The following is a 16015-nucleotide window of genomic DNA, read 5'->3' as shown; positions in this document are numbered from 1 at the left end:
ATAAAAATTTCACTTAATGCAGCGCGCCAAGAATTTGAAAATAACCTTTTTTAATTTTTATCTTCTTTCTCTTTAACGGCAGAAAGTACAGTTTGTTTTACCCAAGCTTTTCTTCGTTTATGCTGTAGACCCCATTGGTATAAACTTTGGGCTCCTAAAATAAGTGAAATGACAATGCCGCTAATCGCAATTAATAGAGCGAAAAATTCAAGAGGTGACGATATTTTGTTTGAATCGGTGTTTCTTAAAAGGTCAATCATAGTAAACCCTAACATTTGGCCCACTACAGAGTAGAGCGTTAAAATTAATAATAAGAGGCTATCTTTTTTAGAGGCGACATTTTCTTGATATTTAAACAAACTATCAAGATTTTGTTTCGCGTTCGAGTATAGAACCTCAATATTAAAAAGTTTTCTTAAACGAAAGAAAATATCTTCACTTTGTGATTGGGATACTAATTCTAAAGAAAAATAATTAGCAGTGAAGGAATTGATCGAATAAATTAATTTCTCTATTTCATTAGTATCTTGTTCAATGTTTAGCTCAGCATAGGCGTTAGCCATTTTTAATAAAACAATTTTATGGAATAGGTTTAATAATAAAGCGTAATAAAATTCTCCGTACATTTGACTAGCAAGTTTAGCGATTTTACGTTCTCCTTCATTTGTTACACATGTAAAAATATGTTCTTCCATTATGAAATAACGATTTGGAGCCCATCTCTGGTAAGCGTGTTTTTTTAAATAGTCATGAATGTAAGGAAGGTTATTTGCGCTCACATATGGCTTACCATCACTTGTTAATCCGGAAAGACTAGAAGTACGATAAACATCCACTTCATTAAGCTCCATACCTTCTTTTAGTGACAATAAAGTTTGGACGTACATTCTTTGGTCTTCGAAGAAAGGGAAGGTTTGAAAGTATGAACTTCTTAATCTCTTCTTTTCAAAGAAATCAGTTACACCATGAAATAAATAACCAAAAATGAATTTTTCAACTTGGGAATACTTTTTTCCGTTACATTCAATACAAATAGTCTCATTTGTATCATTTTTAGTTTCAAGTACACGGAAGCGAGCAGCGAATTCGATTGCTTCAGATAAAGTCATGTTTGGAGCAGTGTTTACTTCTGTTCGAATTGTTAAGAAGCCAAGTTCATAAGGACAAAGTGTGACATCAATAGAGTGTATCTTGAATGGAATTGAAATAAGGTTTGTTGTTAAATGTCCAGTTAAGTTAAGGTCCTTTGAATAACGTTGCAAGCCCTTTTGATGCTCTGAGTGAGGAAAGAGAATTTTATTTGTAAATGAAAGATAGTATGCTTCCATATTTTGATGTGAAACTTTAAACTCCCCATAATATGTATTTTCATCATCGAGATGATCGAGCCGAAAAGGACGAAAATCGTTTTTTTGTAAGAAAGGGAACATCTCTTGTTCATATCCAGCTTTAAACGAAAACGGGAATATAAATTGAAATATAGCTGTTGCTACACCTTTTTCCTCAATTGATTGTATTGCCTCCATCTACATTGTGTCCTTTCCATATATGCTATAGAAACAACATGCCCAAATTTATTTGAAAATAACCACTCTTTTATACTCAATTGAGAGTGAAAATTCAGCTTATTTAGCAGAGGACATGTATAATGTTATGTATACTAAAAGTTATAAAATTTTATTTTGAAAAGGGGGATGCTGTATGCGGATTTTAGTATTAGGCGCTGGTGGAGTCGGAGGATTTTTTGGTGGCAGATTAGTCGAAAAGGGAGAAGATGTTACATTTCTTGTTCGTAGTAAACGGAAAAAACAATTAGAGGAAAGAGGACTTGTAATCCGAAGTGTTAACGGGGATTTTTCCTTTCAACCGAAATTAATAACGAAAGAAGAGAGAACTTCTCCATTTGATGTCATTTTATTTTCAACAAAAGCGTATCACTTAAACGAGGCAATTCAAGATTTGAAGCCGTTTGTTGGCGAAAATACTGTAATCATTCCATTGTTAAATGGTATCGCTCATTTATCGCTATTACAAAAAGAATTCGGCGAAGAAAAAGTAATTGGCGGTTTATGCTTTATCGAGACGACGTTAAACGATCAAGGAGAAATTGTACAAACTAGCGCTGCCAACAGACTTGTGTTTGGAGAAATTAAGTCTCAAAATTCAGAGAGAGTAAAGCATATTTCTAAAGCATTTGCAGGTACGAAATCTAGTTTTGTTTTAAGTGAAAATATTACGCAAGATATGTGGCATAAATATTTATTTATTACTGTAATGTCCGGTGTGACAACGTTAATGCGTGCACCAATTGGACCAATCCGTGAAAGTGAAGGCGGCCGTGATTTTATCCGTAATGTATTTGAGGAATCTGTACAAATCATGAGAGTATTAGGAGCTCCAATAAAGGTTAATATTGTCCAGGAACATATGAAAACAATTGATAAAATTTCGTATGATATGAAGTCATCGATGCAACGTGATATGGAGAAGGGTTCGTTTATTGAAGGGAAGCACTTGCAAGGATATTTACTGGATGTAGCAGAGCAATTTTCTATAGCGGCACCATTATTAGGCACTATATATCAAAATTTAAAGGTGTATGAAGAGATGACCTTTAACAGATCTGTAATAGAATTAGATGTATGAAAAAATAAAAAAGATAGCAATATATAAGTGTATTGCTATCTTTTTTATTTTTTGTATGACAAATTATTTATTTCTTTTCGTTCTATCTGTCAAATTTATTTCCTGTTCACGTTTACCATATAACTGATTAATTTCATTTGCTACTGCATCTAAATATGAATCGGAAAAAATAGGCTTCTTTTCTTTAGACATATGGGTCTCCTTTGCGGATTTTTTAGTATTCATTATGTATATTTCTCAGTGGATTATGCGCAATCATTTTAATTTTTTTCTTATTAAAAATTTTTGTTTACTTTTTGAAAATAAAGGAGTATTATAATCCACAGTTTCAATTTTCTAAATCGCTGAAACCGCATGGTACGGGGGACCCGTTTTTACGGATTAGTACATAATCCGATGGGGTGAATCCTTGAAAAAGGTAGGGCTACTCATAGGCCCGAATCCGACAGCTAACCTCGTAAGCGTTATATTGAGAAGGAAGGTGGAGCTTGTGCGACAAAAAAAATAATGTCTACAAGTCTATTTCGCTATGGCTTGTAGACATTTTTTGTTTTCTGAGGAAATCGTTTACTGGCTGTAACAAGCAGTAAAGTTCGTACAAAATTATTGGAGAGTGGACAGCATTGGTTTCATCTATTAAAAGATTTTTAATTGGAAGACCGTTAAAATCAACGGAGCTTGGAGAACAGAAGCTTAATAAAACGAAAGCTTTAGCTATTTTATCTTCTGACGCATTGTCATCAGTTGCTTACGGTCCAGAGCAAATTTTAATTGCTTTAGCAGGTGTTGGAGCGATCGCTTATTGGTATTCCATTCCGATCGCTGTTGGGGTATTAGTATTATTGACAGCCCTTATTTTATCTTATCGTCAAATTATTTTTGCTTATCCGCATGGCGGGGGAGCGTATGTTGTATCAAAAGAAAATTTAGGGATGAATCCAGGCTTAATTGCTGGAGGATCTTTATTAGTTGACTATATTTTAACTGTTGCGGTAAGTGTGTCCGCTGGTACAGATGCAATTACGTCTGCATTTCCTAGCTTACATGCACACAACGTAATTATTGCGGTTATATTTGTTATATTAATTACGATCTTAAATTTAAGAGGAGTAACGGAATCAGCTTCCGTTTTAGCATATCCTGTTTATTTATTCGTTTTAGCATTATTTATATTAATTGGTGTAGGCATATATAATATTTTAACTGGTCATGTTTCACCCACTTTACATGCGCCGATTGGTACACCAGTTGCAGGGATTAGTTTATTTTTATTACTAAGAGCATTTGCATCAGGTAGTTCTGCTTTAACAGGTGTTGAAGCAATTTCAAATGCAATTCCGAACTTTAAAGATCCTGCGCCAAACAATGCTGCAAAAACATTGCTTGCAATGGGTGCATTACTTGCTGTGTTATTTTCAGGAATTGTGTTTTTAGCCTATTATTACGGAGTGACTCCGAGTAAAGAAGTAACAGTTGTTTCTCAAATTGCTGAACAAACATTTGGACGTAATTTCATGTACTATTTCATACAAGGTACAACAGCTTTAATATTAATTCTTGCTGCTAATACAGGTTATTCTGCATTTCCTTTATTAGCGGTTAACCTGGCAAAAGATAAATTCATACCGAGAATGTTTACGATTAGAGGAGACCGTCTAGGTTACTCAAACGGTATTATTATACTTGGAGTTGCTTCGATTATTTTAATTGTAGCTTTCCAAGGACAAACAGAACATTTAATTCCACTATATGCAGTAGGTGTATTTATTCCATTTACACTTTCTCAAACAGGAATGGTATTAAAATGGCTTCGCGAAAAGCCTGAAGGATGGGCTTTAAGATTAACGGTTAATTTAATTGGTGCAGTTATTAGTTTTATCGTAATGAGCATGTTCTTTTTAACTAAATTTGCACAAGTTTGGTCGATTCTTATTTTTTTACCAGTTATTATCTTCTTATTCCATCGAATTAAGAAGCATTATGATGCAGTGGGTGATCAATTAAGTTTAAAAACTTGCGAGCCTCTTATTCCAATTGAGGGGAATGTAATTGTCGTTCCTGTAGCAGGTATGACGCATGTAGTAGAAAATTCATTGAACTATGCGAAGTCTCTTTCGGCAGATCAAGTTATCGCTGTATATGTTGCTTTTGACAGAGAAGAAGAAAAGAAATTTGAAGAGAAATGGAAGAAGTGGCAACCTGAAGTAAGGCTTGTTACATTACATTCTCATTATAGAAGTATTATTCAGCCGCTAACGAAGTTCATTGATACAGTGCAATATAAGGCAAGTGAATCGAATTACCGCGTTACGGTCGTTATACCACAGTTCATTCCGAAAAAAGGTTGGCATAACATTCTTCATAATCAATCCAGTTTACTCATACGTGCGTATTTACTTTATAAAAGAAATGTTGTTATTACGACAGTTCCATATCATTTGAAAAAATAAGAAGATTTTTTAAGGATAGTTTCATGAAAATGAAGCTATCCTTTTTGTGTATATGCTATGCATAATTGCATACGGGGTTAAAAATTATATCAATATAATTTTACCGGTTGTTTGCAAGTAGTGTTTTCTGTTGTGATATGTAGATATTTCAATCGATAAAGTGAATCGGATTATATTTTGAAATAAGGACATGAAAGCTTGAAAATAAAGGGAATGAAAATACTTCTTTACGTTATATAAACAGCTGTGTTTAAATGACCTTACAGTACAAAACTTATATGAAAACAAAACGAAATTTCATATTTACGTATGTTGTTTAGTTTGAAATGAATAATATTTTTACGTAATATATTCACTGTGTGAATGTGAGAATTTCGATGAAATAGAAAATTTATACAATATTATTCATACTAAGCACATATGAAAAATTTTATAACAATAAGTAAGTACTGTAGCAATAACAGTTGGGAGAGATGGTTCATACATAGATCACGGTGAGAACGTTCTCTATTTTAACCATCTCAAATTATGGGCAAGAAAATAGAATAATAAAATGCGATAGTAATAGTTGCTAATACATAGGAGGAGTTAAAGTGAAAAAGACTTTAATTACAGGGTTATTGGTTACAGCAGTATCTACGAGTTGCTTCATTCCTGTAAGCGCTTACGCTAAGGAGGGGCAAACAGAAGTGAAAACAGTATATGCGCAAAATGTAATTGCTCCAAATACATTATCCAATTCAATTAGAATGTTAGGATCACAATCACCGCTTATTCAAGCATACGGATTAATTATTTTGCAACAGCCAGACATTAAGGTAAATGCGATGAGTAGCTTAACGAATCATCAAAAGTTTGCAAAGGCGAATGTACGAGAGTGGATTGATGAATATAATCCGAAGCTAATTGACTTAAATCAAGAGATGATGAGATACAGCACTAGATTTAATAGCTATTATAGTAAGCTCTATGAACTAGCAGGAAACGTAAATGAAGATCAGCAAGCAAAAGCAGATTTTATGAGTGCATATGGAAAATTACAATTGCAAGTACAAAGCATCCAAGAGAGTATGGAGCAAGATTTATTAGAGTTAAATCGATTTAAAACGGTATTAGATAAAGATAGTAACAACTTATCAATTAAAGCCGATGAAGCAATAAAAACACTGCAAGGATCAAGTGGAGATATTGTGAAATTAAGAGAAGATATTAAAAGAATTCAAGGGGAAATTCAAGCTGAACTAACTACTATTTTGAATAGACCTCAAGAAATCATTAAAGGTTCTATTAATATCGGTAAACAAGTATTTACAATCACAAATCAAACTGCACAAACGAAAACAATCGATTTTGTTTCTATCGGTACTTTAAGTAATGAAATTGTAAATGCTGCAGATAGTCAAACGAGAGAAGCAGCTCTTCGCATTCAACAAAAGCAAAAAGAGTTATTGCCACTTATTCAAAAGTTATCACAAACTGAAGCAGAGGCGACTCAAATTACATTCGTTGAAGATCAAGTAAATAGCTTTACAGAATTAATTGATCGTCAAATTACAACTTTAGAAACGTTATTAACGGATTGGAAAGTTTTAAATAATAATATGATTCAAATTCAAAAGAATGTTGAAGAAGGCACGTATACAGACAGTAGTTTACTTCAAAAACATTTTAATCAAATTAAAAAAGTAAGTGATGAAATGAATAAGCAAACAAATCAATTTGAAGATTACGTTACAAACGTTGAAGTACATTAAACAGAAAAATAATTAGCGATATAGGGAGAGAAGAAAAATGACAAAAAAACCTTATAAAGTAATGGCTCTATCAGCACTGATGGCAGTATTTGCAGCAGGAAATATTATGCCGGCTCATACGTATGCAGCTGAAAGTACAGTGAAACAAGCTCCAGTTCATGCGGTAGCAAAAGCTTATAATGACTATGAAGAATACTCATTAGGACCAGAAGGCTTGAAAGATGCAATGGAAAGAACAGGTTCAAATGCTTTAGTAATGGATCTGTACGCTTTAACAATTATTAAACAAGGTAATGTTAACTTTGGAAATGTATCGTCTGTTGATGCGGCTTTAAAAGGGAAAGTAATTCAGCACCAAGATACAGCTAGAGGAAATGCGAAGCAATGGTTAGATGTATTAAAACCACAGCTTATTTCAACGAATCAAAATATCATTAACTACAATACGAAATTCCAAAACTATTATGATACTTTAGTTGCTGCAGTTGATGCAAAGGATAAAGCGACTCTTACGAAAGGCTTAACTAGATTATCAAGTAGTATTAATGAAAATAAAGCGCAAGTGGATCAGTTAGTAGAAGACTTGAAGAAATTCCGAAATAAAATGACTTCGGATACGCAAAACTTCAAGGGTGATGCAAATCAAATTACATCTATATTAGCTAGTCAAGATGCAGGAATTCCGCTTCTGCAAAATCAAATTACAACGTACAATGAAGCGATTAGTAAATATAATGCAATTATTATCGGTTCATCTGTTGCGACAGCTCTAGGACCAATTGCAATTATCGGTGGTGCAGTAGTTATTGCTACGGGTGCAGGAACACCGCTAGGAGTAGCATTAATTGCAGGTGGTGCAGCAGCTGTAGGCGGTGGTACAGCTGGAATCGTATTAGCGAAGAAAGAGCTTGATAATGCACAAGCAGAAATTCAAAAGATAACAGGACAAGTTACAACTGCGCAATTAGAAGTAGCAGGATTAACGAACATTAAAACACAAACAGAGTATTTAACAAATACAATTGATACTGCAATTACAGCGTTACAAAATATTTCAAACCAATGGTACACAATGGGATCAAAATACAATTCTTTACTTCAAAATGTAGATTCTATTAGTCCAAACGACCTAGTTTTCATTAAAGAAGATTTAAACATTGCGAAAGATAGCTGGAAAAACATTAAAGACTATGCAGAAAAGATTTATGCTGAAGATATTAAAGTAGTAGATACGAAAAAAGCATAATTGAATACGAATCGTTAGAGCGTTAAGTGTTGATGAATGATTTGAAGCTCCTGTTCAGTTGTGAGCAGGAGCTTTTGATATCCTTATAAGGAGAATAGGTGAAAAATATGCAGAAAAGTTTTTATAAAAAATGTCTTTTAGCGGTAATGATTGCTGGGGTGGCAACGAGTAACGCATTCCCTTTACATCCTTTTGCAGCAGAACAAAATGTAAAGGTGCTACAAGAAAATGTGAAAAACTATTCTCTTGGACCAGCAGGATTCCAAGATGTAATGGCACAAACGACATCAAGCATATTTGCAATGGATTCATATGCAAAATTAATTCAAAATCAACAAGAGACGGATTTAAGTAAAATAAGTTCGATTAATAGTGAATTTAAAGGAAATATGATTCAGCATCAAAGAGATGCAAAAGTTAATGCAGCATATTGGTTAAATAATATGAAGCCTCAAATTATGAAAACAGATCAAAATATTATAAATTACAATAATACTTTTCAATCGTATTATAATGACATGTTAATAGCGATTGATCAAAAGGATAGCGGAAAATTAAAAGCGGATTTAGAAAAGTTGTATGCAGATATTGTAAAGAATCAAAATGAGGTAGATGGATTATTAGGAAATTTGAAAGCTTTTCGCGATAGAATGGCGAAAGATACAAATAGTTTCAAAGAGGATACAAATCAGTTAACAGCGATATTGGCAAGTACGAATGCTGGTATTCCAGCTCTAGAGCAACAAATAAATACATATAACGATTCGATTAAAAAGAGTAATGATATGGTCATTGCTGGTGGCGTACTTTGCGTAGCGCTAATAACATGTCTTGCTGGCGGGCCGATGATTGCGGTTGCGAAAAAAGATATCGCAAATGCAGAAAGAGAAATCGCTAATTTAAAAGATAGAATTTCAGGAGCGCAAGCAGAAGTCTTAATTTTGACTGATGTAAAAAATAAAACAACAAACATGACAGAAACAATTGATGCAGCAATTACAGCACTACAAAACATATCAAATCAATGGTATACAGTAGGTGCAAAATATAATAATTTACTACAAAACGTAAAAGGAATTAGTCCGGAAGAGTTTACGTTTATAAAAGAAGATTTACATACAGCGAAAGATAGCTGGAAAGATGTAAAGGATTATACAGAAAAATTACATGAAGGCGTGGCGAAGTAAACAGTGGACTAGTTCTGCTGTTTATTTTTTTATCCTGTTTTTTGTGAGAGTTGAACTTGCAATTATATATAAGTTTGTCATGTGTTTTATCCATGTGTGTATAAAAATCTTTTCGTTATCGCTCCCTTTGATAGAATCTATTTTTATATGGTTTTTTACCGAGTTTTTTAAAAATTAAATTTTATGGCTTGATAATTCATTTAAAATGATTTAATCTTATATCAAATGATATGTTTATCTATCAAAAATGCTTTTGTAAAGATAAAGGAGTGATTGAGAATGTTAAACGCCCCATTGATGGTAAGTCTTTAGGTACAGCAGCATTGAAAAGATTGGGAAGAACTGAGTGAGCTTTCACAATAAAGAACTCTATAACTTTATGTAGTGTTTGATACCCTTCGATTAGATTTTTTGAAAAACAAATCAATATTAATTGAATCAAAGTTTAGAAATTAAATATATGAGTAGTAGAAAAAATCCATTAGTTGTTATCATGTTCTAATAAAAAATGGGAAATGGAAATTCTGAGAAAACCTGTTCAGAAAGTAAGTTAGTGAGGGGAATTCAAAACCAATTTAATAAAAGCGAGGTAAATAATATGACTTTTGAAGAAAAATTACAAGCATATGCAGAACTTACGGTGAAAATCGGTGTCAATATTCAACCAGGGCAATACTTATTAGTCAATACATCAGTGGATGCGTTGGATTTCGCCCGTATAGTTGTGAAAGAGGCTTATAAGGCTGGGGCAGGGCTTGTTCATGTTAATTTTTCGGATGAAGAAATGGAACGTGCTTACTTTGATTATGCCTCAGATGAAGAATTTAATCGCTTCCCAGAGTGGATAGTCAAAATGAATGATGAGCTGATCGAACGTAAAGGAGCACTATTAATGATAGATGCTACAGATCCTGATAAATTTACAGGTATTTCATCTGATCGTCTAGCTACCTATCAAAAGGTAGCAGGAGCTGCTCTGAGAAACAATCGCAACGCCGTAATGAAGGATTCAATAGCTTGGTCGATGGTAGCAGTTCCTTCACCAAAGTGGGCATCGAAGGTGTTCCCAGGTTTAGCAACTGAGGATCAAGTACCAGCATTATGGGAGGCTATTTTTAAAGCTGTTCGTATTGGTGACGGCAGTGCTATTGAAAAATGGCGTGAACATGTAACAAATTTAGAATCTCGTGCGGTCCTATTGAACGATAAAAAATATATGAAGCTTCACTATACAGCGCCAGGTACTGATTTAACAATTGCATTAGCACCACAGCATAAATGGGTTACTGGAGGTGGTAAAACTCCTGATGATACTATCTTTATGGCTAATATGCCGACAGAAGAGGTTTATACGTTACCGATGAAACAAGGTGTAAATGGCTATGTAAGCAATACAAAACCATTAGTTTATCAAGGGAATATTATCGATGGCTTTAAACTGACATTTGAAGAAGGAAAAATTGTCAAAGCTGAAGCACAGGTAGGACATGATTTATTACAAGAGCTTATTAATGTGGATGAAGGCTCTTGCTATTTAGGTGAAGTAGCACTTGTACCACATGAATCACCAATTTCAGCATCGGGAATTTTATATTTTAATACATTGTTTGATGAAAATGCATCGAACCATTTAGCGATTGGTAAAGCTTATCCAACTTGCTTAGAGGGTGGAAGAGATTTAGAAAACGATCAGCTTGAAACGTTAGGGGCAAATATTTCAGTAACACATGAGGACTTTATGATTGGCAGCAGTGAGATGGACATCGACGGTATTCTACCAGATGGAACTGTAGAACCAATTTTCCGTAAAGGTAGCTGGGCATTTTAAGTTTTTAATTTGAATAAAGGAGTAGAGTGGATGAAACGGTTAAGCATAATTGGTGCAACTATATAGGTGTTTCATCTGCTTTTGGTTAGGCTGAAAACTACCTCTTTAATTAGAAGTAAAATGCATGCAAAGGAGATAGGCCAATGAATTTCTGGGAAGTTGTTTTGATAGTAGTGAATTTTAGTCTATTGAGTTGGATACTGTTAATAGGCAGAGAAACAAAAAAGTGGTCTAAATTAGCTACTTTGATTGCCGTTGTAATGGTTACAGTTCAGTTATTGGCAGAAGGTTTTAGGTGGCAGATGATTCCGGCATATGTATCCCCAGTTATCTTAATTTTATGCTATTTATTAACTGGGCAGAAAAAGGGCTTTAGAAGTTCGGGTATATTCATGGTTAAGACTTCGTTACTATGTATCTATTTGTTTGTAGCAGTTGCGCTACCCTTACTTATGCCAGTATTTTCATTTGAAGAACCAACTGGTCCACATAGGATCGGTACGAAGCTATATCATTGGGTTGATCATCAGAGAAATGAACCATATTCGAAAAATCCAAATAATTGGCGCGAACTGATGGTGCAAATTTGGTATCCTGCAGCTGAAAAAAGCAAGGGGGATCCAGAACCTTATATTCGTAACATAAATGAGCTCTCCAAGGGATTGGAAAAAACATTGTCTATTCCTGCATTTGCATTCAGCCACATGGAATTGGTAAAGTCTCATTCGTTTATGGATTTACAACTCTCAGACTCAGAGAATCACTATCCCATATTACTCTTCTCTCATGGTTTTAATGGTTTTCGTAATCAAAACACGTTTCAAGTTGAGGAGTTGGCTAGTCAAGGATATATTGTTCTAAGTATCGATCATACCTTTGATGCTGCAGCTACCGTCTTTCCAGGTGGTCGAACTGCTTACGTACAGCCCATCAATTTAACTGATGAAGGAGATAGTCACATAAAATTATGGGAGGAAGATGTCAGCTTTGTCCTTAATCAGATAGAGAAACTTAACGAAAACGATGAGACCGGTTTCTTTACAGGAAGACTGGATACCTCGCGAATTGGAATGTTTGGCCACTCTTACGGTGGAGCTACCGCAGCACAAATACTTGCAAAAGATTCTCGTGTCAAAGCAGCTATCAATATGGATGGTACATTGTATGGTGAAATCTTGCCTGAAAGTGGCATTGGAAAACCATTTCTGCTCATGAATGCAGAAGAGCCTGATGAAGCAGATCCCTTTGAAGTGAGGGAGCGATACGGACGCGGGTTAGCTGGCGGTGGTATGTCAATGGTCATTCCTCATACGGATCATACAAGCTTTACCGATTTACATTTGTTCTCACCTCTGTTGCAGAGCCCAGGTGAAAATCCAAAGGAAGTTCATCGTATTATTAACGAATTCAGCCTGGCATTTTTTGACCAGTATGTAAAACAGAAGGATGACGGCTCAACCCTTAAAAGGCTGATAACCCAATACCCGGAAGTGAATTTTAAAATAAACCGATAACTTTATGCAGAAAGTAACTCGTACCATTTCCTTTGGCTCTTGTATTTATTACATTAAAGAATTTAATTTCTTCATCGTTATCTAAATAATGAAATGCTAAAAATGAAACATTCAAAGTACTATCAGTTTCAGGAATATAATTCTTTTTGAAAAGCTACATTCAGCAGCTGGACACTTTATTTGAGATTGTTTATTATAATATCAAATGATATATTTATCTATCAAAAATGACGACTTTATACAGAAAAAGGGAGAGATTGACGATGAAGAAAGACTTGTCAGCGTTGAAGGAAGCGAGATTTAATGCAATTCTTGATTCAGCTACTATATTGCTTGTTGAAAATCCTACTGCTTCGATGAATGAAATTGCGGAATATGCGGGAATTGGAATTGCTACACTCCATCGCTACGTCGAAAGCAGGGAGAAATTGATGCTGTTCTTGGGCCATCGGGCTATACAACTGGTAAGTGATACTGTAAACCAGATTCCACTGGATGAGGAAAGAAGCGAAAACTATATCCCAGAACTTATTGAAGCGTTAATCCCTTTAGGTGACAAAATCTATTTTCTAGGTCATGATGCATCTGTATTTAACAACAAAGAATTAGGTGAAGCAGAAGAGAAGCTGAGGGAACCCTTAAGACGCGTTATTGAATTGCTACAACAAAGAGGTTACTTTCAGCAAACAGTTAGCAGTGAATGGATTTTGAATACGCTTTATGCTCTGCTTTTCCATACCTGGGAACAGGTACATGAAGGAAATGTGGCTAAAAAATCTGCTGCAGAGCTTGTTTTAAATACATTTTATTATGGTTTCAAAGCTAAGGATGAATTGAGAGGGAAGTGAACTGATTCAAATCCATGATAATTAATATTAATAATATAGAAAGTGAAAAGGAGCAATAGGATAATGAATAAAATCTCTATTGTAAAGGCTGTTCATCAATCCATGGTCGGCGCCCAGCTAAATGTAATGGCATTGGAATACATGGCGTTTCCACTTGCAGGATCTGAGGAGAAGAACACAGTCGATTGGACATTTTGTAAGCTATGGCGGCAGGAGAACAACCGTTTTAGTCATCAATACGCCTATGAAGCTCAAATGGACGGGAAAACTTTAGGGATGATTACTTGCTATCCCATACCCGTTTTAAATCGTCTTGCCTGGCCCACTTTTAAACAGCTGCTTTCGTTCCGAAAGCTGGGTTTTGTTGTTTATAACATTCTGAATATCAAAATGCTTTATTCCATGTTTACCTTGAAGGAGGGAGAAGATGACGAGTTTCACATCGGAACAATTGCCTTACTGCCCGAAAGTCGAGGACTAGGGATAGGTACCAGATTAATTGAGTTTGCTGAGGAACAAGCTTCGCTGCAAGGCTTTGCCAAATGCTCTCTGACGGTAAAGAAAGAGAACCAACTTGCTATTAAATTGTATCAGAGGATAGGCTACCAGATTACAGGTGAAATCAATAAACCAAAGTTATCGTTGTACAGAATGGTCAAAAACGTAGAACCTTACAACCATTTATAAAAAATTTGTACAGTATTAGAGGGTACCAGCACATGCCCATAAGCTTAAGGATTCAAAATTACCCCAAAGTAAAAAATGTACATTTTTTACAAGTTAACACAAAATTTTAGCTTGATAGTGATGGGATGAGGCTTCTATATAAAAAAACACAGTTTACACTCAAACTGTGTTTTTTCGACGTATAATGCTTTATCAACATCTCTTTTTATTCTTTAAAATCTGCAACAGAACCAGGCCCCTCCTCAAAGTATAAATTCCAAGGGAGGACCGTTTTTTAATTTACTTATATACGTACAGCTGTACCACTGACAGCAACCATTAACATTCCATCACGTACAACTTCGTAATCTACGTCAATACCAACGATAGCGTTCGCACCTTTTTGTTTTGCAAGTTCTTTCATTTCGTCCATTGCAATATCACGAGCGTCTTTTAGCTTACTTTCATAAGCACCAGCACGGCCACCGACAACATCACGAACTGAAGCGAATAAATCGCGGACAATGTTTGCGCCCATAATAGCTTCACCATTTACAATATCAATATACTCAATAATTTCTTTACCTTGAATTCCAGAAGTTGTTGTTACAATCATGACCGACACTCTCCTAATAAGTTGTAGTTTTGATAAGATTTCTTATGCCTTAGAAAAAGTGGTTCTGGTACCAAAAATACTCGATAGAAACATAGAGTATTTTTGCATCAAAACCTTCAATTACATATGTCTTGTTATGACATATGCAATTAAATAAAAGGAATAAAATTGTTTAACATATGTATCGCTATAACATATGCAAGGGATCTATTAGAAATAAGATAAGCCGCAGTAAGCATCACCGTGCCAGGTAAATATATAGCAAGATCCGAAAGTTGATTTGAATGAAGACCTGCAAAAATTATAATCGAAACGATGGATGCAATAGCAGTACCAACATATTCCGAAAAACGATTCACTAATATATGACGAAATATGATTTCTTCAATTATTGGCCCTATAATCCCAAATAGAAGTAATGTGAATATAATAGGCACCTCTGCGCCCCTTGTAAGGACCTGTTCTTGGTTCTCTGGCTGACCTATGTTTAGAAAATGCATAATAGAATTTTCCACAATTACCATAAGTAAAACCACCATAGGAATGCTTACTATTTTCAAAATTGTTTTCTCTTTAAAATAAGTAAAACTTTCAATAATTTCTTTCCTAAAGAAAATTATTCCTACAATAGCAGGTACAGTCAAACCGATGGCACTAAGAGCAAATTCTGATTCAACTAAATTACTGTTAGTTAAAAGTGATAGGCCAAATAATATGAACAAGCCAATTTGGAGTAGTGCAAACATTGTATAAACTATTAGCATAATAATTTCTTTTTTATTCATTTTTATAAAGTTCACTTTATTGCCCCCGTAATTAAATTACCTATAATCTTTGATTTTTCTTTCTGCATAACGTTCTCCTTCTAAATATATTTATATTAAAAACCGGACGGTTCGGTCTGAATCGAAATCTAATGATACTACAAGTTTCTAGTTTTTTAAACCCTTTTAACGAAATCAAAATGGTAAAAAGCAAATATATTTATATCTCAGTTGCTTTGTTACAATTTAATTCCAATAATCATTAATGATTAATCTTTTATAGAATGAAGTGAGAGTGGGGTGGTTCAAACACTTTAGCTAAACATATTAATAAAAATTATATATAATAATCATAGTCTATACGTTAAAATTAACTATATATTTTTACACCTTCTACAATTGTAGGTGAAATTAGTTGTATAACAGGACTGAATTAAATAATTGGACATGTTAATTTTGACAGAAAATTTATTTGAATGATATAGATAATACAATT

The 16015-nt window shown here is 34.3% G+C and carries 13 protein-coding genes and 1 riboswitch; of the genes, 9 read left to right on the top strand and 4 right to left on the bottom strand.

Translation table 11 applies throughout. The annotated features are described in order from the left end of the window. Positions 1-50: 50 nt before the first annotated feature. On the bottom strand, positions 51-1526 hold the full coding sequence (locus tag MR107_RS15380; RefSeq protein ID WP_025710134.1) for a hypothetical protein: 1476 nt from the start codon (positions 1524-1526) through the stop codon (positions 51-53). A gap of 175 nt (positions 1527-1701) precedes the next feature. Between MR107_RS15380 and panE the strand changes: the two genes are divergently transcribed. Further along, positions 1702-2646 carry a 2-dehydropantoate 2-reductase gene (gene panE, locus MR107_RS15375; protein WP_001221903.1) on the top strand — a complete coding sequence of 315 codons (945 nt, stop codon included), beginning with the start codon at positions 1702-1704 and terminating at the stop codon, positions 2644-2646. Between the two features lie 63 nt (positions 2647-2709). Here panE and MR107_RS31375 read toward each other — a convergent pair whose 3' ends face one another. Further along, positions 2710-2838 carry a hypothetical protein gene (locus MR107_RS31375; protein ID WP_000031873.1) on the bottom strand — a complete coding sequence of 43 codons (129 nt, stop codon included), beginning with the start codon at positions 2836-2838 and terminating at the stop codon, positions 2710-2712. A 140-nt stretch (positions 2839-2978) separates the two neighbouring features. Then, positions 2979-3125: riboswitch (cyclic di-AMP (ydaO/yuaA leader) on the top strand. Positions 3126-3269: 144 nt separating this feature from the next. Between MR107_RS31375 and MR107_RS15370 the strand changes: the two genes are divergently transcribed. From MR107_RS15370 to MR107_RS15335, 8 genes are all read left to right on the top strand, one after another. Then, the gene (locus MR107_RS15370; RefSeq protein ID WP_000254887.1) at positions 3270-5096 is read left to right on the top strand and encodes an APC family permease; all 1827 of its coding nucleotides are present in this window, start codon (positions 3270-3272) and stop codon (positions 5094-5096) included. 593 nt (positions 5097-5689) lie between these two features. Next, complete coding sequence (nheA, locus tag MR107_RS15365) at positions 5690-6850, top strand: non-hemolytic enterotoxin NHE subunit A (protein ID WP_000751827.1); 1161 nt, start codon at positions 5690-5692, stop codon at positions 6848-6850. A gap of 37 nt (positions 6851-6887) precedes the next feature. Next, a complete protein-coding gene (gene nheB / locus MR107_RS15360) occupies positions 6888-8096 on the top strand; it encodes a non-hemolytic enterotoxin NHE subunit B (RefSeq protein WP_000162968.1) in 1209 nt (402 codons plus the stop codon). Between the two features lie 107 nt (positions 8097-8203). Beyond that, positions 8204-9283, top strand: a complete 1080-nt coding sequence (nheC, locus tag MR107_RS15355; protein ID WP_063246126.1) for a non-hemolytic enterotoxin NHE subunit C — start codon at positions 8204-8206, stop codon at positions 9281-9283. Positions 9284-9881: 598 nt separating this feature from the next. Further along, positions 9882-11111 carry an aminopeptidase gene (locus tag MR107_RS15350; RefSeq protein ID WP_000141967.1) on the top strand — a complete coding sequence of 410 codons (1230 nt, stop codon included), beginning with the start codon at positions 9882-9884 and terminating at the stop codon, positions 11109-11111. Between the two features lie 143 nt (positions 11112-11254). Beyond that, the gene (locus MR107_RS15345) at positions 11255-12625 is read left to right on the top strand and encodes an alpha/beta hydrolase family protein (protein WP_063246125.1); all 1371 of its coding nucleotides are present in this window, start codon (positions 11255-11257) and stop codon (positions 12623-12625) included. Between the two features lie 263 nt (positions 12626-12888). Then, positions 12889-13473, top strand: a complete 585-nt coding sequence (locus MR107_RS15340; RefSeq protein WP_000710981.1) for a TetR/AcrR family transcriptional regulator — start codon at positions 12889-12891, stop codon at positions 13471-13473. A 63-nt stretch (positions 13474-13536) separates the two neighbouring features. Further along, complete coding sequence (locus MR107_RS15335) at positions 13537-14160, top strand: GNAT family N-acetyltransferase (RefSeq protein WP_001033856.1); 624 nt, start codon at positions 13537-13539, stop codon at positions 14158-14160. Positions 14161-14443: 283 nt separating this feature from the next. Here MR107_RS15335 and MR107_RS15330 read toward each other — a convergent pair whose 3' ends face one another. Both MR107_RS15330 and MR107_RS15325 read right to left on the bottom strand, forming a co-directional pair. Further along, entirely contained in the window at positions 14444-14755 is a 312-nt protein-coding gene (locus MR107_RS15330) for a heavy metal-binding domain-containing protein (RefSeq protein ID WP_000637505.1), read from the bottom strand. A gap of 149 nt (positions 14756-14904) precedes the next feature. Further along, on the bottom strand, positions 14905-15555 hold the full coding sequence (locus tag MR107_RS15325; protein ID WP_001009308.1) for a CPBP family glutamic-type intramembrane protease: 651 nt from the start codon (positions 15553-15555) through the stop codon (positions 14905-14907). Positions 15556-16015 lie beyond the last annotated feature (460 nt).

Source organism: Bacillus cereus group sp. BfR-BA-01441 (assembly GCF_022663075.1).
GTDB lineage: Bacteria > Bacillota > Bacilli > Bacillales > Bacillaceae_G > Bacillus_A > Bacillus_A cereus.
Note: the sequence above shows the minus strand (reverse complement) of the source record. Positions and strands in the feature narration are given on the sequence as shown.

Excerpts from the sequence above, each read along its gene's own strand:
- MR107_RS15380 (WP_025710134.1), bottom strand. The coding sequence starts at position 1,526 with ATGGAGGCAATACAATCAATTGAGGAAAAAGGTGTAGCAACAGCTATA.
- panE (WP_001221903.1), top strand. The coding sequence starts at position 1,702 with ATGCGGATTTTAGTATTAGGCGCTGGTGGAGTCGGAGGATTTTTTGGT.
- MR107_RS31375 (WP_000031873.1), bottom strand. The coding sequence starts at position 2,838 with ATGTCTAAAGAAAAGAAGCCTATTTTTTCCGATTCATATTTAGATGCA.
- nheB (WP_000162968.1), top strand. The coding sequence starts at position 6,888 with ATGACAAAAAAACCTTATAAAGTAATGGCTCTATCAGCACTGATGGCA.
- nheC (WP_063246126.1), top strand. The coding sequence starts at position 8,204 with ATGCAGAAAAGTTTTTATAAAAAATGTCTTTTAGCGGTAATGATTGCT.
- MR107_RS15350 (WP_000141967.1), top strand. The coding sequence starts at position 9,882 with ATGACTTTTGAAGAAAAATTACAAGCATATGCAGAACTTACGGTGAAA.
- MR107_RS15345 (WP_063246125.1), top strand. The coding sequence starts at position 11,255 with ATGAATTTCTGGGAAGTTGTTTTGATAGTAGTGAATTTTAGTCTATTG.
- MR107_RS15340 (WP_000710981.1), top strand. The coding sequence starts at position 12,889 with ATGAAGAAAGACTTGTCAGCGTTGAAGGAAGCGAGATTTAATGCAATT.
- MR107_RS15335 (WP_001033856.1), top strand. The coding sequence starts at position 13,537 with ATGAATAAAATCTCTATTGTAAAGGCTGTTCATCAATCCATGGTCGGC.
- MR107_RS15330 (WP_000637505.1), bottom strand. The coding sequence starts at position 14,755 with ATGATTGTAACAACAACTTCTGGAATTCAAGGTAAAGAAATTATTGAG.